The 23,448-nt window shown below is 62.1% G+C and carries 21 protein-coding genes; 3 read left to right on the forward strand and 18 right to left on the reverse strand.

Annotation, left to right across the window (positions count from 1 at the left end):
• Window positions 1-308 precede the first annotated feature (308 nt).
• The 6 genes from gph to ACSQ3I_RS05930 form a co-directional block, all read right to left on the reverse strand.
• The gene (gene gph, locus ACSQ3I_RS05905; RefSeq protein WP_435996949.1) at window positions 309-1,019 is read right to left on the reverse strand and encodes a phosphoglycolate phosphatase; all 711 of its coding nucleotides are present in this window, start codon (window positions 1,017-1,019) and stop codon (window positions 309-311) included.
• 110 nt (window positions 1,020-1,129) lie between these two features.
• Window positions 1,130-2,542 carry a dihydrolipoyl dehydrogenase gene (lpdA, locus tag ACSQ3I_RS05910; RefSeq protein WP_435996951.1) on the reverse strand — a complete coding sequence of 471 codons (1,413 nt, stop codon included), beginning with the start codon at window positions 2,540-2,542 and terminating at the stop codon, window positions 1,130-1,132.
• A 94-nt stretch (window positions 2,543-2,636) separates the two neighbouring features.
• On the reverse strand, window positions 2,637-3,971 hold the full coding sequence (locus ACSQ3I_RS05915; RefSeq protein WP_435996953.1) for an acetoin dehydrogenase dihydrolipoyllysine-residue acetyltransferase subunit: 1,335 nt from the start codon (window positions 3,969-3,971) through the stop codon (window positions 2,637-2,639).
• A gap of 11 nt (window positions 3,972-3,982) precedes the next feature.
• Window positions 3,983-5,203: a transaldolase family protein gene (locus ACSQ3I_RS05920; protein ID WP_435996955.1), complete on the reverse strand. Its 1,221-nt coding sequence runs from the start codon at window positions 5,201-5,203 to the stop codon at window positions 3,983-3,985.
• A 23-nt stretch (window positions 5,204-5,226) separates the two neighbouring features.
• Window positions 5,227-6,231, reverse strand: a complete 1,005-nt coding sequence (locus tag ACSQ3I_RS05925) for an alpha-ketoacid dehydrogenase subunit beta (protein WP_435996957.1) — start codon at window positions 6,229-6,231, stop codon at window positions 5,227-5,229.
• A 22-nt stretch (window positions 6,232-6,253) separates the two neighbouring features.
• Entirely contained in the window at window positions 6,254-7,240 is a 987-nt protein-coding gene (locus tag ACSQ3I_RS05930; protein WP_435996959.1) for a thiamine pyrophosphate-dependent dehydrogenase E1 component subunit alpha, read from the reverse strand.
• A 448-nt stretch (window positions 7,241-7,688) separates the two neighbouring features.
• On the opposite strand from ACSQ3I_RS05930, the gene ACSQ3I_RS05935 reads away from it, so the two are divergent.
• Window positions 7,689-8,609 (forward strand): MurR/RpiR family transcriptional regulator, encoded by a 921-nt coding sequence (locus ACSQ3I_RS05935; RefSeq protein WP_435996960.1) that lies wholly within the window; start codon window positions 7,689-7,691, stop codon window positions 8,607-8,609.
• A 93-nt stretch (window positions 8,610-8,702) separates the two neighbouring features.
• Here ACSQ3I_RS05935 and ACSQ3I_RS05940 read toward each other — a convergent pair whose 3' ends face one another.
• The 3 genes from ACSQ3I_RS05940 to ACSQ3I_RS05950 all read right to left on the reverse strand — a co-directional run bounded on the left by ACSQ3I_RS05940 (window position 8,703) and on the right by ACSQ3I_RS05950 (window position 11,307).
• On the reverse strand, window positions 8,703-9,419 hold the full coding sequence (locus ACSQ3I_RS05940; protein ID WP_435996962.1) for an HAD-IA family hydrolase: 717 nt from the start codon (window positions 9,417-9,419) through the stop codon (window positions 8,703-8,705).
• A gap of 3 nt (window positions 9,420-9,422) precedes the next feature.
• Entirely contained in the window at window positions 9,423-10,304 is an 882-nt protein-coding gene (locus tag ACSQ3I_RS05945) for a class II fructose-bisphosphate aldolase (protein ID WP_435996963.1), read from the reverse strand.
• A gap of 469 nt (window positions 10,305-10,773) precedes the next feature.
• Window positions 10,774-11,307 carry a transcription elongation factor GreAB gene (locus ACSQ3I_RS05950; protein ID WP_435996965.1) on the reverse strand — a complete coding sequence of 178 codons (534 nt, stop codon included), beginning with the start codon at window positions 11,305-11,307 and terminating at the stop codon, window positions 10,774-10,776.
• Between the two features lie 543 nt (window positions 11,308-11,850).
• Here ACSQ3I_RS05950 and ACSQ3I_RS05955 point away from each other — a divergent pair.
• A complete protein-coding gene (locus ACSQ3I_RS05955) occupies window positions 11,851-12,687 on the forward strand; it encodes a pseudouridine synthase (RefSeq protein ID WP_435997558.1) in 837 nt (278 codons plus the stop codon).
• Window positions 12,688-12,705: 18 nt separating this feature from the next.
• Here ACSQ3I_RS05955 and ACSQ3I_RS05960 read toward each other — a convergent pair whose 3' ends face one another.
• The 7 genes from ACSQ3I_RS05960 to ACSQ3I_RS05990 all read right to left on the reverse strand — a co-directional run bounded on the left by ACSQ3I_RS05960 (window position 12,706) and on the right by ACSQ3I_RS05990 (window position 20,463).
• On the reverse strand, window positions 12,706-13,401 hold the full coding sequence (locus ACSQ3I_RS05960; protein WP_435996967.1) for a gamma-glutamyl-gamma-aminobutyrate hydrolase family protein: 696 nt from the start codon (window positions 13,399-13,401) through the stop codon (window positions 12,706-12,708).
• Between the two features lie 72 nt (window positions 13,402-13,473).
• Entirely contained in the window at window positions 13,474-14,436 is a 963-nt protein-coding gene (locus ACSQ3I_RS05965) for an ATP-binding cassette domain-containing protein (RefSeq protein ID WP_435996969.1), read from the reverse strand.
• On the reverse strand, window positions 14,433-15,344 hold the full coding sequence (locus ACSQ3I_RS05970; protein WP_435996971.1) for an ABC transporter ATP-binding protein: 912 nt from the start codon (window positions 15,342-15,344) through the stop codon (window positions 14,433-14,435). The genes ACSQ3I_RS05965 and ACSQ3I_RS05970 overlap by 4 nt, the downstream gene beginning before the upstream one ends.
• Window positions 15,341-16,162, reverse strand: coding sequence for an ABC transporter permease (locus ACSQ3I_RS05975; protein WP_435996973.1), 822 nt, complete (start codon window positions 16,160-16,162; stop codon window positions 15,341-15,343). The genes ACSQ3I_RS05970 and ACSQ3I_RS05975 overlap by 4 nt, the downstream gene beginning before the upstream one ends.
• A gap of 5 nt (window positions 16,163-16,167) precedes the next feature.
• Window positions 16,168-17,103 carry an ABC transporter permease gene (locus ACSQ3I_RS05980; protein ID WP_435996974.1) on the reverse strand — a complete coding sequence of 312 codons (936 nt, stop codon included), beginning with the start codon at window positions 17,101-17,103 and terminating at the stop codon, window positions 16,168-16,170.
• An 83-nt stretch (window positions 17,104-17,186) separates the two neighbouring features.
• Entirely contained in the window at window positions 17,187-18,779 is a 1,593-nt protein-coding gene (locus ACSQ3I_RS05985) for an ABC transporter substrate-binding protein (RefSeq protein ID WP_435996976.1), read from the reverse strand.
• Window positions 18,780-18,837: 58 nt separating this feature from the next.
• Window positions 18,838-20,463 carry an amidohydrolase gene (locus tag ACSQ3I_RS05990; RefSeq protein ID WP_435996978.1) on the reverse strand — a complete coding sequence of 542 codons (1,626 nt, stop codon included), beginning with the start codon at window positions 20,461-20,463 and terminating at the stop codon, window positions 18,838-18,840.
• Between the two features lie 181 nt (window positions 20,464-20,644).
• Here ACSQ3I_RS05990 and ACSQ3I_RS05995 point away from each other — a divergent pair, with 181 nt between their 5' ends.
• Window positions 20,645-21,586, forward strand: coding sequence for a LysR family transcriptional regulator (locus ACSQ3I_RS05995; RefSeq protein WP_435996980.1), 942 nt, complete (start codon window positions 20,645-20,647; stop codon window positions 21,584-21,586).
• Here the strand turns inward: ACSQ3I_RS05995 and ACSQ3I_RS06000 are convergent, their stop codons facing one another.
• Both ACSQ3I_RS06000 and ACSQ3I_RS06005 read right to left on the reverse strand, forming a co-directional pair.
• Window positions 21,587-22,387 (reverse strand): M55 family metallopeptidase, encoded by an 801-nt coding sequence (locus tag ACSQ3I_RS06000; RefSeq protein ID WP_435996981.1) that lies wholly within the window; start codon window positions 22,385-22,387, stop codon window positions 21,587-21,589.
• Window positions 22,384-23,421: a P1 family peptidase gene (locus ACSQ3I_RS06005; protein ID WP_435996983.1), complete on the reverse strand. Its 1,038-nt coding sequence runs from the start codon at window positions 23,419-23,421 to the stop codon at window positions 22,384-22,386. The genes ACSQ3I_RS06000 and ACSQ3I_RS06005 overlap by 4 nt, the downstream gene beginning before the upstream one ends.
• Window positions 23,422-23,448: the final 27 nt, after the last annotated feature.

Here is a 23,448-nt window from a genome sequence, read left to right on the forward strand (position 1 = left end):
TTTTTTGTTGGGTTTTCAGGCTTTGAAGAAAATTTCCATATAAGCTGATTTTACAGGCAGAGCTGGCGATAGATTTCACGGACAGGCACACGCCGCGTGCCTGGCGGTGGAAATTGCCGCCAAGCACACGCCCTCATTGCATGCCGTCAACCGCCGGCGGGAAATCAGCTAAAACGGGATCCACGACAAAGGCGCGAACGGCTGCATATCCACTTGTTCAGCCGAATGCGGACACCGCTGCAACCAGCCTCGGCGCCGCCATGTCCCTTCTCGACGTTCAACGGCCGCCCGAACGACGGCGCGCCGGGTTACAAGGACACGCCATTCGACCCGGCATTCTCCAGGATCGATGCAAGCGCCGCCGGCAGTTCCGCGAAACTGTCGATCAGCCGGTCGGCTCCCAACCCATCCAGCGGCGTCTTGGTGTAGCCATAGGTGAGCGCAATCACCGGCACGCCGGCCGCCTTGCCCGTGGCGATATCGACCTCGGAATCGCCGACATAGACGATCGGTTGACCGCCGCCGGCCACCCGCGCCGTTTCCGTCAGGTGCCGCGGATCCGGCTTGCCGACCTTGAACGTGTCCGGCCCGGCGACGATCTTAAAGAAACGCCCCAGATCGAGATCGTCGACGATGAGGCGGGCGAAGCGCTCCATCTTGTTGGTGCACACCCCCATGCGCCAACCTTCGGCCAACAGCTTCTCCAGCACTGGCACGACACCCGCATAGGGCCGGGTCTCCTGCGAGACGCGGGCGCCATAAATCTCCGTGAAACGCTGGACGGCGGCCTTGCCGCCTTCTTCGTCCCAGGCGACACCACGCTCGGCAAGCGCGCTGCGGACGAGATTGGGAATGCCGTGGCCGATCAGCCGTCGTGCCGTCTCGGTGCCGATGGCATCCAGCCCTTTTTCCGCCATCAGCGTATCGAGCGCACCGGCGAGATCGGGAACGCTGTCGACCAGCGTGCCGTCGAGATCGAAGATAATCGTGCCGATCGTTGCGGCTGGTTTTTGGTTCATGTCGGTCTCCTGAAGCAGCTTCGCTTTTCTCCTCATCGCGAAACCGCTGCACGTCTTGAGTTTGCACAATTCCGGACGCAAAACCGCATCGCACTTTTGCTGAACTTGTTCTAGCCGTGAATCGCGCCCGCTTGGGAAGCCAGAATAGCCTCATGCAGCGCTTCGGACAGCGTCGGATGCGGAAAGATTGTGTGGACGAGATTTTCACGCGTGGCGCCGAGCGTCATGGCGAGCGAAAATACCGGCACCAGTTCGCTGACCGATGGCCCGATCATATGCGCGCCGATCAGCTTGCCGCTCTCACGGTCGAAAAGCACTTTCAGCCAGCCGTCCGTCTCTCCGATCGTCACCGCCTTGCCGTTGCCGCGAAAGCTGAAGCGGCCGATATCGATGGCCTTCCCTGCGCTGACGGCTGCGTCCTCCGTCATGCCGATCGAGGCAATCTGCGGCGTGGCGAAGATGCAGGACGGAACCGGGCCAAGGCCGCCATGCACCACCTGTCCGGCAATCGCCTCGACGCAGCGCACCCCTTCATGCTCGGCCTTGTGGGCAAGCATCGGCGGACCAGCGACATCCCCGATGGCATAGAGACCGGCAACATTGGTGCTGCCGAGCCTGTCCGTCGTGATTGCGCCGTTGCGGAACGCCACACCCAGCCGTTCAAGGCCGAGACCGCCGACATTGGCAACGACGCCGGCGGCGGAAAGCAGCTTTTCCGCCTCGATCCTTCGCGTTGCGCCATCCGCCTCGGTGAGATCGACAAGCACGCGATCGGCATCGATAGAGGTGGCGATCATTCCGGCGCCGGTAATGACATCGACACCACGTTTGCGCAGCGCCTTGCTCATCTGCTCGGCGATTTCCGCGTCCTCCTGCGGCAGGATACGCGGCAGGCGCTCGATCAGCGTCACTTTGGTGCCGAGCGTATTGTAAAGGCTAGCGAATTCGACGCCGATTGCGCCGGCACCGATGATGGCAAGCGAGGCGGGAATGGCATCTGCCGTCATCGCATGGTGATAGGACCAGATGCGTTTTCCATCCGGAACGATGCCCGGAAGGCGGCGCTCGCTGGCGCCTGTGGCGATGATGATATGGGGCGCACTATAGTCACCGGGTGGCAACGTGCCTTTCGGCGCCTCCGAGAGCGCCGCGGAAACGATGACGCGGCCGGGTTCGGGGATTTCCGCCGTACCCCAGATGACATCCACCTTGTTCTTGCGCAGCAGGAACTGCACGCCGGCATTGAGTTGGCCGGCGACGCTACGGGAACGCGCGACGATGGCCGCCATGTTGGCGACCGGTTGTCCCGCCTCGATGCCGAAACCGGCCGAATGGCGGGCATGTTCCAGAAGCTCCGCCGAATGCAGCAGCGATTTCGTCGGGATGCAACCCCAGTTGAGGCAGATGCCGCCGAGGTGGTTGCGCTCGACGATTGCAGCGCGCAGGCCAAGCTGCGCCGCCCGGATCGCCGCGACATATCCACCGGGTCCGGCCCCGATGACGATGACATCATAAGCCGACATCCGGCGGTCCTTTCATGCCAAATCGGGGAGTTTTATCCAGCCGGCACAGGCCACGCGCCAGGGAGACGCGTGGCCGGCCGGGAGGTGAAGCGCCTTAGCCGGCGCTTCGGATCGTTTGAGACACCAACCGCCCGACAAGCGGCGCGGCCTCCAGCTGCGGCAGGTGGCCGACCTGGGCGAGGCGATGCAGCGCCACATGCGGCGGCGTAGATTCCGCCTGATCGGAGGGCACGATGCGATCCTCGCGACCGACGATGATGCGGGCCGGACCGCCGAAGCGGGAAAGCGCATCGCGCACGGAAAACAGCTGGGTATTGCCGGAGATGATACCGGCTGCCAAGCGCGCCTGGTTCTGTGCCATGGCAGTTCCTTCGCGACCGGCAAGTGTTGCACGGACCAGCACGCCCGGCAAATCCGCTGGGTCGTGCACCAGGAGATCGAGCCACACCTTGAATGCCGCTTCGCTGCCGGACGACAGGAAACCGGCGAAATAGTCGCCGTTGATCTTGGGGCCGAGGCCGGCGGGCGCAATCAGCGTCAAGGACCGAACGTCGAGATCGCCCCCGCCGGCGATGGCGGTTGCGATAGCCGCGCCGAGCGAATGGCCGACGAGATGCAGCCGGCCAATCTCCTGCGCGCCAAGGGTGTTGCGCACGGCGACGACGAGATCGTCGAAACTTTCCGCCGCCACCCCGGCCGCCGCGCCATGCGCCGGCAAGTCAATGGCGAGGATCGGATTGCTGATGCCAAGATGTGACAGGAACGGCCGCCACGCGGATAATTCACCGCCAAAGCCATGGATGAACAGGACGGGATCGCCCGTGCCCGATTGCAGCGTCTTGAGGATGCCGGATCCGGCGGCCGGCGACGACTGCCCTGCCACGCCACGGAAAGCGACGACCGAAGCCGTTTCCGGCGAGCGGCTGCGCTGGAAGGCGATGACATCCTGCTTGACCACCGCGCCCTTGGGTCCGGTGCCGGGAATGGCGGCGATATCCAGGCCGGCGCTGAAGGCAAGTCGGCGGGCGAGTGGGGACGAACCGCCCGTTCCCGTCTTGAGATAGGCGGTTTCCGCGGCATGCGCGGTTTCGACAGCCTGCGAGGCAACAGGTTCCTTGGCGGTCTCGACGATGGCTTGCGCATCCTCGCCGGAAAAGGACTCGGCTGCCGGTGCGGCCTCCAGTTTTTCGCCTTCCTCGCCCACCATCATCAGCGGTTCGAGGACGACGGCCATGTCACCAACCTGATAGCGGACTTCCAGGATCGTGCCGGTCTCGAAGGCCTCGACCTCGAAGACGGCTTTTTCCGATTCGACTTCGGCGACGATGTCGCCTTTCTTCACCTTGTCGCCCGGTTTGACGAGGATCGCCGTGACCTTGCCTTCGGTCAGGTCCTGACCGACCTGCGGCATAAGAATGGGACGTGCCATGATGGTTCTCCTCAAGCCACGCGGCGGCGTAACGTTTCGACGGATTGGGCGACGAAATCGACCGTCCGCCGGGTGGCGGCGGCAAATTCAGCGGCCGTTGCGACAAAGGCGCCGAAGTATGAAAACTCCTCCGGCTTCAGGCCATTAAATTCATAGGCCTGACGGAAATAGGGAATGCGCATCAGCTTCTCGATCACCTCGGCCGGTGCATCCTCATCGATGGCTTTCGGATCGAATTCCGGCAGCCGGTCCTCGGCCTGCATCAGCTGGGCGATGTAACCGGGCGGGCAGGTGTAGACGAAATCGCCGCCGGCGATCCTGGCGATGTGCCAGCTCGATGCCGAACCGCCCGGCCCTTCGTCCGCAACACGCATAGAGCATTGCAGCATCTTGCTGGGATGGTTGCGCTTCTTGCCGTAACGATAGGCCCGCTTCAGCACCGCCATTTCGCCGTAAATGATGTCTTCGGGCGAAAGCACGATGCCGCGCGCTTCTGCCTGCGCCTTGAGGTCGCCGATATTGCCGAGCCGGGACGACATGTGGGTGATGACCGAGCGCCATGCCGACAGATCGATGCCCTCGGCCTTTGCCCGGTCGAGACCGCGCGAGACGGCGTTCATGCAGGCAACATATTGCGACACGGTGAAGGACGTTGTGTTGTTGGTGGAAATACCGCGAGCAGTCAGTTCTTCGATGACCTCGTAGCCTTCCTTCGACCCCGGGATCTTCACCATCACGTTCGGTGCGATTGCTGCCAGTTGAAGGCCCTGTTCCAGCATGCGCGCCCTGTCGGTGACGAAGCGCGGGTCGACCTGGCCCGAGAGATAACCGTATTTGCCGCCGGATTTTTCGAAGACCGGACGGATCATCGCGGCGCCACGCCGGACGACATCGATATAGACCGTCCAATAGATATCCTCGATGTCGTCGACATTGCGCTCGGCGGCGATCCGGCGGATTTCTTCCGCCCAGAAGGCGGGATCGGCCTGGATCGCCTGGGCCGAGAGCGGCGGATTGGTGGTCACGCCGCGAAAACCCATTTCCCCGGTCTTTTCAGCGTGTTCGGGATCAAAGAGACGGGTCAGCTGCGCATCCCAATCCGCCTGCTTTTCCGCCGGTGCGGTCTTGAGAACCGACCGTTTCCAGCTTTCATAAACGAGTGGCGAAGAATCCCACCAGATCTCGCATTCCGGATTGGTGGCCGCCAATTTTTCCAGGACATGAAGTGCCATTGTCGTGCTCCATCTGTCTGGGGTTACTCGGCGGCAATCGCGACGGGCTTGGCATGCAGCGAACGCTTGACGGCGGCAACGATATCGTCGACCTGCGGCACGCTTGCCTTTTCCAGTTCCAGGTTGAACGGGATCGGGATGTTGAGGCCGGCGACGATCTCGATCGGCGCGTCGAGATGGTAAAAAGCTTCCTCCTGGATGATCGAGGCGATGTCGGAAGCGACGCCGCCACGGCGCACGGCTTCCTGGACGATCACCGCCCGGTTCGTCTTGGCGACCGAGGTGAGGATCATCTCCTTGTCGAGCGGAACCAGCGTGCGCGGATCGATGACCTCGACCTCGATGCCCTCTGCCGCCAGCTTTTCCGCCGCTTCCAGCGTGCGCGGCACCATGTTCGACCAGGCGATCACCGTCACGTCCTTGCCGGGACGCTTGATGTCGCCCTTGCCGAACTCGATGATGTGTTCACCATCCGGCACCATGCCCTTGGTCATGTAGAGATGCTTGTGCTCCAGGAACATCACCGGATCGGGCTGGCGAAGCGCGTATTTCAGCAGGCCCTTGGCATCCGAGGGCGTCGAAGGCATGACGACCTTCAGCCCGGGGATGTGGTAGAACATCGCCTCCAGGCTCTGCGAATGCTGCGCGGCAACGCCGCCGCCCGTGCCGCCCTGGGTGCGCATGATGAAGGGCACGCGTCCGTCGCCACCGGTCATCAGCCGGAATTTTGCTGCCTGGTTGACGATCATGTCCATGCCGAGCATGGCAAAGTCGATATAGAGGATTTCGACGATGGGGCGGGCGCCGGCAATGGCAGCGCCGACGCCGACGCCGATCATGCCGGCTTCGGCAATCGGCGTATCACGGATGCGCTTCGGGCCGTATTTCTCCAGAAGCCCTTCCGTTACCTTGTAGGAGCCGCCGCGCTCGGCAATGCCTTCACCGATGATGAAGACGGTCTTGTCGCGCGCCATTTCTTCGTCGATCGCCTCACGAAGGGCGTCGCGGTACATGATTTCTCTGGCCATTTTTACTCTCCCCCAAACGTGATCAGTAAGCTGCGACGAAGTCGTGGAACTCGGAGATCGAAATCTCGCGGCTCGCCTTCGAGAATTCGACGGCGGCGTCGAATTCCTGCTTGATCTCGTTTTCGATCGCCTCGATTTCAGCGGCGTCGATACCCGCCATCTCGACCAGCGCGTTGCGGGCGCGATCGACGGGATCACGCTCCTTGTAGTAGGCCAGTCTTTCGGCCGGCATGTACTTGCCGGGGTCGTTCACATGGTGGCCCATGTGGCGGTAGGTCTTTGCCTCGATAAGGATCGGGCCCTCGCCGCGCCGGCACTTTTCGACAGCCTCCTGCGTCAGGTTATAGACGGCAAGCGGATCGTTGCCATCGACCTGGTAGCTTTCGACGCCGATGCTGAGGCCACGTTTGTAAAGATCGACCTCGCGGGTCGATTCCTCGATGCGGGTCGACACCGCGTACTGGTTGTTTTCGATGACGAGGACGAAGGCGAGGTTCCAGATCGCAGCGAGATTCAGCGATTCCAGGAAGGTGCCGTTGTTGGACGCGCCATCGGTGGTGAAGGTCACCGTGACGGCATCCGAACCCTTGATCTGCGCCGCCAGCGCCGCACCGACACCCAGCGGCGTACCGGCGCCGACGATGCCGTTGGCACCGAGATTACCGACGCTGATATCGGCAATATGCATCGAGCCGCCGTAGCCACGGCAATAACCGGTCTCCTTCTGTAAGAGCTCGGCGACCATGCGGTTGACGTCGGCGCCCCAGGCAATGCAGTGGCCATGACCACGATGCGTCGAGGCAATATAGTCCCCCTCCCGCAAAGCCGCGCAAACGCCGGTCGCAATCCCTTCCTGCCCGAGATAGGGATGGAAGTAGCCGCGGATCAGGCCCTGCCGGTAAAGCTTGATGCCCTCGGTCTCGAAGACGCGGATCTTGTAGGCAGTTCTGAAAAGTTTTTCCAGAAGCTCCCGCGAAGGAGCATTTGCCTTGTGGGCCTGCGCTGACATGGATTGTCTCTCCCCAAAACATTCGTTTTTTTCGATGGGAAATTCCTAGCATCGCACCCAGAACCTGTCGAGAAAATTTTCTTCACAATCGCCTATTTTCTATCCGCTGCCACGACATCTACGAAGGCTCATCCGAAATTCGATTTAATATGTTGAAAAACAACAAAACTTCAATTTTGAGGAGCTTGCATATCATTTTCACAAATCGAATATGTCGCCACAGAAACCAGCCGCGCCTCTCTCCAAGCTAAAAATAATGAAAATTTCTTACATATCTTCTCTTCGGCCGCTCCGGGTTTTGCAAAGCCCTGGAAAAACGGCCCATGAACAAGAAATCCGGACGGCTCGACCGCCTCTAAGTTTGGCGAGTAAACTTTTCTTCCTTTTGCGGAAGTGATACGAGGTACAACGGTCGCATGAGTGGCCACATTCCAACACGGATCATTCAATGGCAGATGTTCGGCCTCTCGCGGATTTACAGCAAAGCGATCTTCTGGAGAGGATTCAGGAGCGGTACGGAACACTCCGTAAGTCCGAACGCATCGTTGCGGATTTCCTGCGCAACAATGCCGGCCGCAGGCTCGACTCCTCGATCACCGAACTCGGCCGGACGCTCGGCGTCAGCGAGGCGACGATCAGCCGTGTCAGCCGCGCACTGGGTTATGACGGCTACCCCGACATGAAGCTCTCGCTCGCCGAAGGCGCCCGCAGCAGCCGCTCGAGCTTTGTGAACCTGCCGCTGGAGATCGAGGACGGCGACTCTTTGATCACCATCAGCAGCAAGCTTGCAAACCTGCTGATTGCCGGAACGGACGGGACTCAGCGCATGCTCGACGCCCACCGGCTCGAACTCGCCGTTGAAGCGCTGCGAAAGGCGCGCCGGATCATCTTCGTCGGCGTGGGGGGTGCTGCGGCCATTTGCGACGAGGCGGCGCACATGTTCATGAAGGCCGGCTTCGATGCGACGAGCTATCGCGACGGTTATACGCAGACCATCGTCGCTGCCACATTGAAGCCCGACGATGTCATGGTCGGCATTTCCCATACCGGCACGACCGAGACCGTCGCCGATGCGCTGTTGCTGGCGCGCGGGACAGGCGCCACCGCCATCGCCATCACCAGCAGCACGGCTTCCGACGTCGCCAAGGCGGCGGATGTGGTGCTGACCACATGGAGCGCCGGCCAGCAACTCGTTCCCCTTCACGGCGACTTCCTGGAAGGCCGCGTCAGCCAACTCTTCCTGATCGACATTCTGTATGTGGGAACCCTGTTCCGGGTCGGAGAACAATCCGCCAAGGCGCTGCAGGCCACCGGCGAGGCGCTGGAAAAACATTATCGCCACAGGGGAAAAGGCACGCCGGAAAACTGATGGGCGCCGTCGGAGCCGGCGTGCAGTCGCATCGACGCGCGCCGCAAAACCTTCTTCCTTCACCGGCATGGGATGCCGGCGAAACGGCCGCCTTCAGGTCACGGACGAACCTTCGATGACGGCACGGCATGCGGCAATATCGACCTTGCCGCCATCCAGGTCCGCAACAATCCGGTCGGCCAGCGAAAAATCCTCGTCGCCGGTGTAGGACGATATCGTCACGATGCAGCGCATGGCCGCCGCCTTGGCGGCACGCAAACCGTTGTTGCTATCCTCGATGACCATACATAGCGCCGGGGCCAGCCCCAGCTGCGTTGCTGCCAGCGTGTAAATATCCGGCGCCGGCTTCTTTTTTGCGACGATATCGCCGGCAAAGACCGAAATCTTCTTCGAACGCTGCGGCCCGAGCATGACGTCGACCACCGCCTGCACGGCCTTCTCGTTGGATGTGGAGCAGACCGCGAGCACAATCCCCTCGGCAATTGCCTCGTCGACGATGCGGGCGATTCCCGGCCGGAGCGGCAGGCCGCCCTCGCCGATCAGCCGCATGAAAATATCGGTTTTCAGCTTGTGGATGGCGGCGATCAACGCATCGCGATCCGGATGACCGACCGGCCAGCCGGTTTCGTTGAAATGACGGACCATACGCTCCTTGCCACCGGCTGTGAGCAGCAACTCGCCGTAACGCTCGACGCTCCATTCGCAATCGATGCCCAATTCGGCGAAAGCGCGGTTGAAGGCAACACGATGACCGTCGCGCTCGGTGTCGACCAGTACGCCGTCGCAATCGAAGATGAGGGCCTGCATCATCGCTCAACCCTCCTTTCCCGCAGCATGTGCAGCCTTGCCGGCGGAGCCTAAGGCACGGATCATGTCGAGCACATCCTTCTTCATCGCCTCATATTGGCCGGTGATGAAGGGCAACGGCTCCTCAAGCTTCGGCTTGTCCGTTCGTACGGCAATAAAACCTTCGATGAAGCGATGCTTGTGCATCGTGGAAATGTTGACCTTGGCGCAGCCTCCGGCAATGCAGCGGTCGAACTGTTCCTGGCTGAGGCCGGTACCGCCATGCAGGGCGATCGGGATCGGAATTGCCGCGGTGATCTTTTCAAGCAGGCCGTAAGCGATCTTCGGCTGGCCCTTGTAGAAACCGTGGGCCGTGCCGATCGCCGGCGCGAAGACGGCGAGGTTGGGCATGTTCTGCACGAAAGCCAGGCACTCGTCGTAATCGGCCAGGATCGCCGAATCCTCGGCGACAAACTTGTCGTCCTCGACGCCGCCGATGGCACCGATCTCCGCTTCCAGGCCAACGCCAGCCGCCTCCGTCATGGCATAAATCTCTTCGGAGCGGGCCTTGTTTTCGGCAAACGGCAGGGAGGAACCATCGAACATCACCGACGACCAGCCGGCGTCGATACAGCGGCGGATGACATCGGCATCGCTGCAATGGTCGAGATGCAGTGCCACCGGCACATCGACATCTTCGGCCATCATCCGCACCCAGGTGGCAATCGGCTTGTAACCCCAATGCTTGATCGTCTTGACGGACACTTGGACGATGATCGGCGCCTGGAGATCAGCAGCGCCTTCGATGATCGAGCGGGCACTGTTGTAGTCGATCATGTTGAAGGCGGCGATGCCGTAGCGGGCCGCCTGCGCGCGCTTGAGCATCGGCCCCATTGTGACGAACGCCATGGTTTCCATCCCGTTTTGATTGTTTTCCCGCACCCCGTTTAACAGGGCCGAATGCCGTTGCGGCCTCGTTGGCTTTCTAGCAGATCGAGCACTTTTGTAAATAATTTTCTTGATATCGGGAGATTGAAACGCGCAATTCGTCAATTTTTATCGGCAAAAAGATCACGAAAAAAATCTCCGTAAGCGGAAATTAATCGAGCACCTTAAAATTCTGAAAATAATTTCTCTTGAATAGGCCCCTAATTGCCTAGCCGACTTTCACCCGATCGCTAAAATTTTCTTGAGGGCGGAGCCCCACACCGGCGGATCCAGTCGTCTGCCTTTCGAGCCGGCGTTGCCCGGCGTGGGCGCAGCGGCTCTCGATACGGGAACGGACGGCGCCCCACCTGGGATTTGTCTGATCGCGCCGGCGTTTCAACCGAACGCAGGCTTATCTGCGTTCGGTGGTCGTGCATTTTAGCAAGCTGCATCAGGCAGCCTGCGGACCAGGATCGTCGCCGTCGCTATCGTTGTCGGGCACGAAGGCACGCTGGTTTTTCGGTCGGAACCATACAACACCGGACTGTCCAAGCTCGGCCGCTGGATCGAGGCTCCGGTGTTTGCCAAGACGCAAGGCGACCTCCGGCTGGTGCATCAGCTCTTCCACCGCGAGCGTCTCATGGCGCCCGTTCGCATAGGCGATCGTCGTCACCTCCCCCACAGCGAGACCGAGGAGAGCGAGGCCGCGCATCGTATGGATCGAGATCGCAAAAGCCGGCAGGTCGTCACCTTCGCTTTGCACGAGGATATGCGGCCCATGCGGCCTGCCATTGATGCTGTAGCAGAGACGGCTGTTCAGCGTGACGACGTCGGACGGAACGTCATCCCGAAAACAAATCGTAGAAAAATTCAGCTTGTTGCGCAACAGCCGGAGATACGCATGGTCCTCCGGCGAACGGTCGAGCAGGGCCGTCAGGATATCGACATCCTTTGTGGTCAATTGGAAAAAGGTTTCTCGTTGCATGACAATCTCCCCCGGATCGCGCATTGCGATCCCGGCATCGGAATGATGATTTGGGTTTGGAGATCCCCTGGCCGGTGTTTTTCCGACCAGGGCAGCTATCCTGCGATCAGGCTGCCCGCATGGCAATAAAAGCGAAGTGGCCGGTGGCGGCGCTGGAAGACGGGATGTTGCGGGTCATCGGACATGGCTGTGCTCCAAAATCGGCGCATATCCTCAAGCCTCCATGGGAGGTCGGGATCGACAGCTTGAAAATGCAAGGATGGGTTCAGGCGCTCCCCGTACTCGCGACAAAGCGCCGAGCCGGGGTCAAATTCCCGCGATGAGGAAAATCCGGTGCGTCTTGCACGACGCTATATAGACCCAGAACGTATTCATTGCGTCAGACTGAAGCGGCTCCTCTGGTTTGTCAAGCACAGCGAGGCGCTGCAGCGTCGACGCTCATCGCCCGTCCTTTGCGCCTCTCCGGCGGAAGCGTCGGCACCCGAAAAACGGCTCATGATCCGATGCGGGGGAAAAAGCCGGTTTGCGTTCGCGGCAGCCAGGATGTACCAATCCCCGTCCCAGCAACGAGATCTACGCCCGAAGAGCCGTTTATACATCGTGACCAGATCATTTTCCGCCCCTCCAGGCTTGCGGGTTACGCTGCCCCGCGCGCTGTCCAAGCTCGGTTACTGTTCGCGCACGCAGGCCGAACAACTGATCGCGGGCGGCAGCGTCGCGCTCAATGGGCGGCGCGTTACGAACCCCTCTACATGGGTCGACCTGGCAAATGACAAGATCGCCGTGGATGGAGAAGTCGTATCAGCTTCCACCAAGGCCTATATCATGATGAACAAGCTGCGCGGCCTGATCACCACGCGTGACGACCCTGAAGGCCGCGCCACCGTCTACGACGGTTTCAAGCACGACGTTCCTTTCCTTTCCGCCGTCGGACGTCTCGACAAGGCAAGCGAAGGCCTGCTTCTGTTTACCAACGACACGGTGTTCGCCCAGCGGCTGCTCGATCCGGCGACCCACGTTCCGAAACTGTACCATGTGCAGATCCGGGGAACGCTCGAAGCAACCGACCTCAAGCAGATGACCGCAGGCATCATGAGCGACGGCGAGCTGTTGCGTGCCGCTTCCGTCCGGCCCCTGCGCGCCGGCGACAAGAACGCCTGGCTCGAAATCGAACTGCGGGAAGGCCGCAACCGGCAGATCCGCAGGATGCTGGAAGGCCTTGGCGTCGAGTGCCTGCGCCTCGTCCGGGTGGCGATCGACACGCTGCAACTGGGCGACCTGCCCAAGGGCGAGACGCGCAATCTCACCGGACCGGAAATAAAGGCGCTGCAGGCCAAGGTGGGAATGGGCGGTACAACTCCGAAACATAAGGGGCGGTGAAGCAGAAGGCGTGCGGGATCAACGCCTCGCCGCTTTCACGAAGGCACCGAATATCCGGGCGCCCGGATGGCTCTCGGCATCAAGCCGCTCCGGATGCCACTGCAAGCCCATGGCAAAAGCATAAGCAGGCACCTCTATCGCTTCGACAACGCCGTCGGTTCCCCGCGCCGTCACGACCACAGCGCTGGAGACTTCGACAACGGCCTCCCGGTGGAAGGTGTTGACGCTGAAACTTTCGGCATCGAAGATATCCGCCATCCGGGTACCGCCGGAAATTTTCACGTGGTGGCACAACCCGCTGCTGTCATGGTTCAGGGCACCCGGCCATGACGAATGCACGTCCGAAACCATGCGGCAGCCGTTCAGGCAGGCAAGCATCTGCATGCCGTTGCAGATGCCGAGCACCGGTTTGTCCTGCGCCAGGAATCCTTTCATCAGCGCCATCTCGACCGCCAGGCGATCGGATAGCGGGTATTGGGACTGATCGCCTTCGACATACCATTCCTTGGGGAAATTGATGCGCCCCCCGACACTGAGGAACCCATCGAACTCCTCGATCACCTGATCGACGAACTCCAGCGCATAAGGAATGCCGACAGCAAAAGCGCCGGCGCGGCTGAGCGCCGCGAAGTAACTTTTCGAGATATCGTAGCGGTCGCCCCCGGAACTGGTGTTCTCATCCATGATCACGGCGATTTTCGGCTTGCGGTTCATTGTATTTCCCCTTGTCGGCACGGCCGTTGCGGATCGGCGGTCGAGCCGCCTTGCCCGGGCTTTCCCTGCCGCCTACATCAAAGCCAGTCGGACCCGGTGGTCGTCTCCGATCTCCACCAGCTCGGAGGGAGCAGGTGCCGTAAAGACATCCGGTGCTACGCTGCCATCGGCCACGAATTGACGGCCGGCCAGCCGGGGAACATCGTCGAAACGATCGGCTTTTGCATTCGGGTCAAGCGCAGTCTCCGGATCGGGAATGGCCGCGATCAGTCGGCGCGTATAGGGGTGGGCGGGTGCTTCGAAAATCTCCCGCCAGCCTCCCTCTTCGACCACCTCGCCAAAATACATCACCAACACCCGGTCGCTCATATGCTCGACGACGCTCAAGTCGTGGCTGATCATCAGATAGGAAAGGCCAAGCTTTTCCTGCAGGTCGAGCAACAGGTTGATGATCTGGGCGCGGATCGAAACGTCGAGTGCGGAGACCGGTTCGTCGAGCACCACGATCTCCGGCTCGAGGATCAGTGCCCGGGCAATACCGATGCGCTGGCGCTGGCCGCCGGAAAACTCATGCGGATACCGAGCCGCCTGCTCGGGTGTCAGGCCGACATTCTTCAGCATGGCCTCGATGCGACCCTCGATTTCCGAGGTTGCGGTGATGCCGTGCAGCTTCAGCGGCGCGGCGAGAGAGGTGCGCACCGATTGGCGCGGGTTCAGCGAGGCGTAAGGGTCCTGGAAAACCATCTGCACCGCCTTGGCGCGCTGCATACGGCCCGGCGCGCCCGATCCGGTCAGCGGCTGGCCGCGATAGCGGATCGTTCCCGCCGTCGGCTGCTGCAGGCCGAGAATGGACAGGGCCGTCGTCGACTTGCCGCAGCCGGATTCGCCGACGATCGACAGGCATTCGCCCTTCGCCAGCGAAAAGCTGACGCCGTTGACGGCGTGCAGCATGCGCCGCCCGGCACCGAGCAGGCCGCCGCCGGAAATCGGGAACCGGACGTGGAGATCATCCACCTGCAACAGCGGCGCGCTCATGGCTCACTCCCTTGTACGGCGCGCGGGGTGAGGAAGCGCGTATCCGTCAGTTTCGAGCGGTCGGCGATGATGCTGTCGATATCGACCAGGCGCTGGCGGCCGTGCTCGCTACGGCTGCCGAGGCGCGGCAGGGCGCCGAGAAGGCCGCGGGTATAATCGTGCCGCGGGTTTTCGAACAGCGCCCGCGTCTCGTTCTCCTCGACCAGGCAGCCGGCATACATCACGCCGACGCGCTGGCAGATGCTGGCGATGACGCCGAGATCGTGACTGATGAACAGCACGGCCGTGCCGCGCTCGGCGCAAAGCTCCTTGATCAGCCGCAGCACCTCCGCCTGCACGGTGACGTCGAGCGCCGTGGTCGGCTCGTCGGCGATCAGAAGATCGGGATTGCAGGCGAGCGCCATGGCGATCATCACCCGCTGGCGCAGGCCGCCGGACATCTGGTGCGGATAGTTTTTCGCCCGCCGGTCGGGATTGGGCACGCGCACATTGCCCAGCGCCTCGACGGCGAGTTTTTGCGCCTCGCTCCAGCTTTTGCCCTGGTGCAGCACGAACATTTCGGCGATCTGCCGCCCGACCGTCGACAGCGGGTTAAGCGCCGTCATCGGTTCCTGGAAGATCATCGCGATGCGATTGCCGCGCAGGCGGCGCATCTCGCGCTTCGACACGGCGAGCAGGTTCTGTCCCTTGAACTGGATCTCGCCGCCGGAGACCGCAAGCGGCCTCTTCAGAAGCCCCATGACGGCAAGCGATGTCACCGACTTGCCCGAGCCGGATTCACCGACGAGACCGTAGGCTTCGCCCGGCATGATCTGGAAAGAGACGTTCTTGAGTAGGGGTTTGCAGACCGAACGGCCCAGCATGACGTCAAGGCACAGATCCCTGATATCGAGAAGCGGCGTGGTCATGGCTTGCGTGTCCTCATATGCGGATCGAGGCTGTCGCGCAGGCCGTCACCGAGAAGATTGAAGCCGAGAACCGACAGGAAGATGGCAAGCCCGGGGAAAATCGCCACCCATGGGGCAAGCTGGATCAGCTGGCGCGCATCCGTCAGCATCGACCCCCAGCTCGGGAACGGCGGCTGGATGCCGAGGCCGAGGAAAGAAAGTGCTGCTTCGGAGAGCACCGCCGAACCCATGCCGAGCGTCGCCATCACCAGGATCGGCCCCATCATGTTGGGCAGGATCTGCGTGAACATGATGCGCAGGTCGCCGTAGCCGAGCGTCTGCGCCGCCTGTACATAGCCTTGCGATTTCAACGAAAGCGTCGAGGAGCGGGCGATGCGGCAGGTCCAGCTCCAGTTGGTGAGGCCGAGCGCCACCAGCAGCGACGGCAGGCCAGGCCCGAGTACGGCCATGACGGCGAGCGCGAAGATCAGCGAGGGGATGGCGAGCATGACGTTGGTCAGGCCGTTCACCAGGTCGTCCCACCAGCCGCCCCAATATCCGGCGGTCATGCCGAGCGTGATGCCGATGATCGAATTGATCACCTGCGAAACGATGCCAACCGTCAGCGAAATCTGTGCGCCGTAGAGGATGCGGGTATAGACATCGCGGCCCTGCGCGTCCGTGCCGAACCAGAAGGTGGCGTCGGGCGGCAGCTCGGAACTCATCAGGTCCGCATCGAGCACCGGGTCGAAAGGCGCGATCCAGGGGGCAAGCGCGCCGGCGAGGATCACCAGTGCCGTCAGCGTTGCGCCGAGCCAGAAATTAAAGCCAAGCCGCATTGCCGTCACTCCTGCTTGATGCGCGGATCGATCGCGGCATAGATCAGATCGACGGCCGTGTTGATGACGAGGAACCACAGCACGATGACGAGGATCGTGCCCTGCACCACCGGAATGTCGCGGATCGCCACACTGTCGACCAGCAGCGAACCGATGCCCGGCCAGGCAAACAGCTTTTCGATGACGACGGCCTGGCCGATCAGCGAACCGAACTGCAGGCCGACCGTGGTGACGATCAGCACCAGCGCATTGCGCGCCACATGCCAGCGCACCACCTTCATCTCGCTCATGCCCTTGGAATGGGCGGTGCGGATGAAATCGGCATTCAGCACGTCCAGCACGCCGGCCCGCGTGGTGCGCGCCAGAAGCGCCAGCGGCGTGACGCCCAGTGTGACGGCGGGCAATATGAGATGCTGGAACGAGCCGTCGCCATAACCGAAGCTCGGCAACCAGTTCAGCTGCAGGGCAAACAGGTACATCATCAGCAGGCCGAGCCAGAACTGCGGCATGGACAGGCCGGAAACCGCGCCGATCATCGTCACCGTATCGAGGATCGAGCCGGGTTTGAGCGCCGCGAGGAACCCGAGCGGCACGCCGACGACGAGGGCAAAGACCATCGCGGCGATGGCGAGTTTCAGCGAGGCCCACATGCGGTCGTTGATCAGGTCGATCACCGGCTGGCGGGTGCGGAAACTGGTGCCGAGATCGAATTGCGCCAGATCCGTGACATAGGTCACGAAGCGCTCCATCAGCGGCTTGTTGAGCCCGAACTCCTCGTTGAGGCGAGCGATCATCTGCGGATCGGCAGCGCGCTTGCCGTCGGCGAAAAGGCTGGCGGCGAAGGTACCGGGAACGACGGAGAAGATGACGAAGATCAGCAGCGCCACCACGACGACAGTCGGAATGATCTGCAAAATGCGGCGCAGGGTGAAACGAAGCATGAGCGGTTCCGTTTTGGCCGCCCTGACGGGCGCGACAATCGATGCGGGGGCGACTTTACGCCGCCCCCGAACCCCTCAAGGCTTTACTTGCGCGCGTCCGGCGCGTTTTCGTCGATCCAGATCTCGTCATAGGGCTGGACTGCCAGTTCCGTCGCATTCGGAACGAGGCCATGGATCCATGGCTGGTAGGCCATGACCGCCTTGTTGTAGTTGAAGAACCAGACCGGCGCGTCATCCTGGACGATGTTATTGGCCTGGCGCAGCAGGTCGTTCTGCTTGGCCGGATCACGCTCCTGCTGGGCTGCTTCGTACAGCTTGTCGAAGTCGGCGCTCGCATAGCTCGTATAGTTGCAGGCCGATTGCTGCGTCTTGGAATAGTAGCAGCGCAGCGCGTTCAGCGGATCGGGACCGGACAGGTTGGACCAGATGAAGGCCTGGAAGTTGTTGGTGGTCACCGCCTCGCCGAGCGCCGAGCTTTCAACCGGCTTCGGCTTCACGGTGATGCCGACCTTCTTCAGCATCGGCAGGATGGCCTCGACGATCGGCACGCCCCAGCTCTCGTTCGGGCTCGCCGTCACTTCGAATTCAAAACCGTCCGCATAGCCGGCTTCTGCGAGTAGTGCCTTTGCCTTTTCCGGATCGAAGGCATAGGCAGCCTTGTCCTTGTCGAAGGCCGGCGATGAGATCGGCAGCCAGCCGGAAGCCGGATAGGCCTTGTTCTTGACCAGTCGCTCGATGATCAGCGGCGCGTTGATGGCGTGGTTGATCGCCTGGCGCACCCGCTTGTCCTTGAACGGCTCGAAGGCCGGATTGAAGCCGATATTGCGGGTGTAGACTTCCGCAACTTCCAGCAACTGCCCCTTCAGAGCGTCCTCACCCTGATAGGCCTGGTACTGCGTCGGGCCAAGGATCGAGACATCGATTTCCTTGTTGCGGAAAGCGACGTCGCGAGCGGCGTCTTCGGCCATCAAGACGATGTTGATGCGGTCGAGATAGGGCTTGCCCTCTTCGTAATACTTGTCGAACTTTTCGACGACGACCTGAGAACCCGGCACATGTTCCTTGAAGACGAAGGCGCCGAGGCCGACAGGGTTCTTGGCGAAGCTGGCTTCATCCGAGATATTTGACGGATAAATCACCGTCGTGTTCTGCATCAACGGGAATCCGGGGTTGATCGGGCCGGTGTAGGTGATTTCCAGCGTATTGTCGTCGATCTTCTTGAGGCCGGAAATTTCTTCCGCCTTGCCGGCGATGTAATCGTCGGCGCCCTTGATGTTGGCGATGAAGCTTGCCCCCGGGAAGGCGTTTTTCGGATTGGCGATGCGCTTGTAGCTGTAGATGAAGTCATCGGCCGTCAGCGGCTTGCCGTTATGGAAGACGGCGTTCTTGCGCAGGTGATAGGTGTGGACCGTGCCGTCCTCGGAAACATCCTCGGAGTCCGCCAGTTCCAGCACCGGCTTGTTCTGGATCGAATCCCAGCTGTAAAGGGCGCGATGGATCGCCTGGGTGATGAATTCTTCCTGCGTGTTCGGGCTGGCCTGGACGTCGAGCGTCGCGAAACTGGAGCCGTAAGGCGCGGTGAAGACGAGCGTTCCCCCATGGCGCTCGCCGGCGGCCAGCGCCCCGGAAGCCACGCCGAGGCTGAGCATTGCGGCCAGTGTCAGTCTTTTGAGCATTTCGGTTCCCTCCCGTGCCGTTTTCGGCATCGTTTCGATTGTTCAGTCCGGCAGGCCGTCAGCGCGCATCGTACACCACGCGGCCTGCAAGCAGTGTCAGCAGGCAGCGGGTGCCTGAGAGAATGGTTTCGGGCTCCGCCGTCAGCAGATCGTTGTCGAAGACGGCAATATCGGCCCATTGGCCCGGCACCAGCTTGCCCTTCACCGCTTCGGCCTTCTGCGACCAGGCGCCGTATTCTGTATAGGCCTGCAGCGCCTCTTCCCGGCTCAGCTGCTCGGAGGCATTCATGACGGTGCCTTTGCCGGTCTTGCGGGTGATCATGGCGGAAAGGTTCGGGAACGGGTCGGGCGAGCAGACCGGCGAATCCGAACCGGTCGAGGGTTTCAGGCCCAAACGCATCCACGTACCGATCTGGTAGGACGACTTGCCGCGCTCCTCCCCGAGCACGGAAATGTAGCTGTCGCCGAAATCGTGGATGAAGGCCATCTGCGGCGCCGGCAGGATACCGGCGGCTTTCATGCGCGCATCCTGCTCGGCCGTCGAGAAACCGCAATGCTCGATGCGGTGACGGCGGTCCGGGTCGGGTTTTGCCGCCAGCGCCTTTTCGTACGCCGTGATCAATTGCTCGATGGCACCGTCGCCGATGGCGTGGCACGCCATCTGGTAGCCGCGGTCGTGGCAGGATTTGACGATCGATTCGACCACCTCGTCCGGCAGCATCTGCACGCCGATATTGTCCGGTTCGCCCAGATAGGGTTTCGTCATCCAGGCGGTGCGCCCGCCTGCCGAACCATCGAGGAAGATTTTTACCGCACCGACGCGCAGCATATCGTCGCCGGCGCCGGAAATAAGGCCGGCGCGCCAGCAATCCTCGACGATCGAAACACCCGGATCGCCGAGCAGCGTCAACCAGACACGCACCGGCAGGCGACCGGAAACCTTGGCCATTTCATAGGCCTGGATTTCGGCAAAACCCGACACATGGCCGACGGCGGCATCCATGCAGCTGGTGATGCCGAGCGAGAGCAGGTAGCGCCCTCCCCGCTCGATACCATCGATCAGTTCGTCCGTCGTCACCTCGGGCATCGCCGCCTTGATGAGGTTCATGGCATTTTCAGCGAGAAAACCGTTCAGGCGGCCATCGGTGAGACCGATCACGCCGCCATCCGGCACCGGTGTCGCCTCGGTCACGCCGGCAAGCTTCAGCGCCAGCGAATTGGCGATCGCCACATGGCCGCAGGCGCGCGTCAACAGCACGGGATGGTCCGGCACGGCGCGGTCGAGTTCCTCACGCGTCGGATGGCGACCGACATCGAGCTTGACCTGGTCGTAGCCGCGGGCACGAACCCAGCCGCCCTTCGGTGTTGACGCGGCGCGCTCGGCCAGTTTTCCGGTCAGGGCGGCGAGCGTCGGCGCCACACCTGGCGTCGCATCGACCCAACCCATGGTGATGCCTGTCGAGATGAGATGCAGATGGTTATCGATCAGACCGGGGCTGGCAAACCGGCCCTCGAGGTCGATGACCTCGGTCCGCGGCCCCTTGAGGCTGAGCATTTCGGCATTGCTGCCGGTCGCAAGAACCTTGCCCTGCCATACGGCAATGGCTTCGCTGACGCTCTCGCCACGGCCGCACCAGATGCGGCCGTTGTGCAGGACAAGATCGGCTTCGATAACAACGGACATTCATCACTCCCTGTCGGTGCGCCCGAACCGGCGCTCCGCTCCTCCTATCGCAACGTTAAGGATTGCGACAAGCTTGGCCAATTCGCTTTTGGCAAAAACCCATGCCAAATTGGCATACCTATTTCGAATGAATGACTTATGATCGGTTCCATGACCGGAGTGGATGGGAGGGGAGCCCGACATGGAGATCAAGTGGCTGGAGGATTTCGTGACGCTTGCCGACACGTCGAGTTTTTCGCGTGCGGCGGAAATGCGCAATGTCACGCAGCCTGCCTTCAGCCGGCGGATCAAGCAACTGGAAAGCTGGCTGGGCGCAACGCTGATCAGCCGCGCCACCATGCCGGCCGAACTCACCCCGGCCGGCCGGAATTTCCTGCCGGTGGCGCAGGAGGCAATCCGCACCTGCTACGCTGCCCGCGAGGCGCTGAGGCCGTCCCACGAACCGGGCCTGATCCGCTTCGCGGCGTTGCACACGCTGACGGTAACGTTTTTTCCGCGGTGGTTGAAATCGCTGGAAAAGGTGGAGGGAGCCTTCAGCACGTCGCTGATGCCGGATCGCGGCGGCATCGAGGCAAACCTCGACGCGCTTGTCGGCGACGAGGCGGATTTCTTTCTGACCTACACCCACCCGGAAGTGCCGTTCCACCTCGACCGCCGGCAGTTCCTGTCACTGACGGTGGCGCATGACCGGCTGGTTCCGCTGGTCGCGGCCAATGTCTCCATGGCCGGCGGCACGCAGCCGGGACTGCACATCCTCGATCGGGCCGTCGCGCAGCCGCGGCTGGCAATCCCCTATCTCAGCTACGGGTTCAATTCCTTCTTCGGCGTCGCCCTTTCGCGCCTCCACCTGCGCCGCCCGCCCTTCCGCCGCCGCACGACCCATGAAAACACCATCAGCGCCGGGCTGATGAACATGGCTGTGACAGGCGCCGGCGTCTGCTGGCTGCCGGAAAGCCTTGCCCGCGACGAGATCGACAGCGGCCGCCTCGTATCCGCATCCGCCGACGAAGGCTGGAACCTCGATCTCGAAATCCGTCTCTACCGGCACGCGGCCAGCCGCAACAGCAAGGTCGAAGACCTGTGGCGGACAGCAAAGCAACTGATGGAACGAGAGCCCGCTTGATCAGGCCTTGAGGAAAACCAGGGCGCGGGGGATCTCGGCGAAATCCCTATGCTCGAAGGCGACGGCGCGCAGGCCATGCGCGCGGGCGCCGGGATACCAGCCGGCGCGATAAGCGTCGGTCGGATTGTTGAACTCGATGACCACCTCGTAGTGCTCGGCCACTGCCGGCAGCGCCTGGCTGAAGTCACCCGAGAGCGCCTCCGCCACGCCTTCGCGGATCAGGCGTCGCGACCAGGCGGGGGAAATCGAGGTCGTGGCGCGGCCCTTGCCCTCAAGCGTTTCCACGGCTTTCAAGCCCGGCACCATCGCTCGTGCCTCCGAACAAATGCCGGCGTCACCGGCAAGGAAGACCGAGGGCACGCCGTAACCGGCGGCGCAGAGCGTATTGACGGTGAATTCCGACGCCACCTCGCCATTGATAAGGAGACGTGAAATCCGCATGTTCGAGGTGTGGGCGAGCGGATTGTCCTCGCTGCCGGCCTTGGAATGATAGCCCGTATAGACCGCCGCGGCGAAACCGGCATCGAGACCGAACATCATGGAGTCGGGGTGACCGGACCAGCCGCGCACGATGCGGACATAGTCGGGCAGGCGATCGAGGATCAGGTTGCGGCCGCTGTCGTGGGCATCCTTCACCACCACTTCCGTGGCGCCTGCGGCATGCGCGCCCTCGCAGGCGGCGACCACTTCGGCGGTCATCAGGGTGCGGAATTCGGCCCAGTCGGCATGGGTGCGCTCGGCCTCGTCCCAATGGGCGATGCCTGCGGTCCCTTCGATATCGGCGGAGATGAAGACTTTCATGGGCGGGGGCTCTCCTTCAGCCAGTCGGCAAGGGCGGGATAGAGGCGGCCGTTGCGGGCCGTCGTGGCAGGCGCCGTGCAAAGCGCGTTCAGCACGGCCTCCTGCGCGGTTTCGGCAGCCGCGCGGAAGGCAAGGTCGATAAACTCGTCGGCCAGCCGTTCCTGCATGGAAAAGGCTTTTGCGGGATCGTGTTCCACCGGATCGGCCGTGGTGAAGCAGAGGACGACGTCTCCGCTGCCATGACCCCAGAAAGCACCAAGCCGCGCCAATCCTGCCCCGCCACGCCGCGCCACGCGCTGCAGTTGCCGGTCGCCAAGCGGCAGATCCGTTGCCATGACGACGATGACGGAGCCGCGCTCCGGGCTGGCCGGCACCCTCGGATCCGGACGGCGGCCATCAGGCAGGACGAGATCACCCGCCGCGCCGAAATTGGCGAGCACCAGGGCACCCAATGTAAAATCGCGTTTGCCGACGCGCAGGCGGCGAGAAGCCGTGCCGATGCCGGCCTTGAAACCGAAGGCGGTCATGCCGGAACCGGCGCCGACGGCGCCCTGTTCGACTGGCCCTGGCCGTGCCGCATCCAGCGCAGCGACAGCATCGTCAGGCGTCACTGCCAGCGCCTGAATGTCGTTGATGCTGCCGTCGTTGCATTCGCAGACCAGCGGATTGACCGTTGAAGTCTTGCGCCCAATCGACGGATTGGCGGCAATTGCCCGGCGGATCAGCGCTTCCGTGCAGGCTGCAACCCCGAACGTATTGGTCAGCAGGACCGGCGTTTCGATGGTGCCGAGTTCGGCCACCTGCATCAGCCCGGCCGATTTGCCGAAGCCGTTGATCACCTCCACAGCCGCGCGCGGCTTAAGGCGGAAGAGATCACCCGGATGCGGAACGATTGCCGTAACACCGGTAAAAATCCCTTCCCCGCGCACGGACCGGTGGCCGACCGCGACACCCGGCACGTCGGTGATGCCATTGTCCGGCCCCACCGCCAGCCGGCTTTCCGGCATCAATCCCAGTTCACGCGCTGTCTTCATTCCCATTCCCCCGGATATCACCGCCTT

The sequence above is a fragment of the Rhizobium sp. LjRoot30 genome, from assembly GCF_964253915.1.
Classification (GTDB): domain Bacteria; phylum Pseudomonadota; class Alphaproteobacteria; order Rhizobiales; family Rhizobiaceae; genus Metarhizobium.

Bases quoted from the DNA above. Each gene is read 5' to 3' on its own strand.
- gph (WP_435996949.1), bottom strand. From the start codon at position 1,019: ATGAACCAAAAACCAGCCGCAACGATCGGCACGATTATCTTCGATCTC.
- lpdA (WP_435996951.1), bottom strand. From the start codon at position 2,542: ATGTCGGCTTATGATGTCATCGTCATCGGGGCCGGACCCGGTGGATAT.
- ACSQ3I_RS05915 (WP_435996953.1), bottom strand. From the start codon at position 3,971: ATGGCACGTCCCATTCTTATGCCGCAGGTCGGTCAGGACCTGACCGAA.
- ACSQ3I_RS05920 (WP_435996955.1), bottom strand. From the start codon at position 5,203: ATGGCACTTCATGTCCTGGAAAAATTGGCGGCCACCAATCCGGAATGC.
- ACSQ3I_RS05925 (WP_435996957.1), bottom strand. From the start codon at position 6,231: ATGGCCAGAGAAATCATGTACCGCGACGCCCTTCGTGAGGCGATCGAC.
- ACSQ3I_RS05930 (WP_435996959.1), bottom strand. From the start codon at position 7,240: ATGTCAGCGCAGGCCCACAAGGCAAATGCTCCTTCGCGGGAGCTTCTG.
- ACSQ3I_RS05935 (WP_435996960.1), top strand. From the start codon at position 7,689: ATGGCAGATGTTCGGCCTCTCGCGGATTTACAGCAAAGCGATCTTCTG.
- ACSQ3I_RS05940 (WP_435996962.1), bottom strand. From the start codon at position 9,419: ATGATGCAGGCCCTCATCTTCGATTGCGACGGCGTACTGGTCGACACC.
- ACSQ3I_RS05945 (WP_435996963.1), bottom strand. From the start codon at position 10,304: ATGGCGTTCGTCACAATGGGGCCGATGCTCAAGCGCGCGCAGGCGGCC.
- ACSQ3I_RS05950 (WP_435996965.1), bottom strand. From the start codon at position 11,307: ATGCAACGAGAAACCTTTTTCCAATTGACCACAAAGGATGTCGATATC.
- ACSQ3I_RS05955 (WP_435997558.1), top strand. From the start codon at position 11,851: ATGTACCAATCCCCGTCCCAGCAACGAGATCTACGCCCGAAGAGCCGT.
- ACSQ3I_RS05960 (WP_435996967.1), bottom strand. From the start codon at position 13,401: ATGAACCGCAAGCCGAAAATCGCCGTGATCATGGATGAGAACACCAGT.
- ACSQ3I_RS05965 (WP_435996969.1), bottom strand. From the start codon at position 14,436: ATGAGCGCGCCGCTGTTGCAGGTGGATGATCTCCACGTCCGGTTCCCG.
- ACSQ3I_RS05970 (WP_435996971.1), bottom strand. From the start codon at position 15,344: ATGACCACGCCGCTTCTCGATATCAGGGATCTGTGCCTTGACGTCATG.
- ACSQ3I_RS05975 (WP_435996973.1), bottom strand. From the start codon at position 16,162: ATGCGGCTTGGCTTTAATTTCTGGCTCGGCGCAACGCTGACGGCACTG.
- ACSQ3I_RS05980 (WP_435996974.1), bottom strand. From the start codon at position 17,103: ATGCTTCGTTTCACCCTGCGCCGCATTTTGCAGATCATTCCGACTGTC.
- ACSQ3I_RS05985 (WP_435996976.1), bottom strand. From the start codon at position 18,779: ATGCTCAAAAGACTGACACTGGCCGCAATGCTCAGCCTCGGCGTGGCT.
- ACSQ3I_RS05990 (WP_435996978.1), bottom strand. From the start codon at position 20,463: ATGTCCGTTGTTATCGAAGCCGATCTTGTCCTGCACAACGGCCGCATC.
- ACSQ3I_RS05995 (WP_435996980.1), top strand. From the start codon at position 20,645: ATGGAGATCAAGTGGCTGGAGGATTTCGTGACGCTTGCCGACACGTCG.
- ACSQ3I_RS06000 (WP_435996981.1), bottom strand. From the start codon at position 22,387: ATGAAAGTCTTCATCTCCGCCGATATCGAAGGGACCGCAGGCATCGCC.
- ACSQ3I_RS06005 (WP_435996983.1), bottom strand. From the start codon at position 23,421: ATGAAGACAGCGCGTGAACTGGGATTGATGCCGGAAAGCCGGCTGGCG.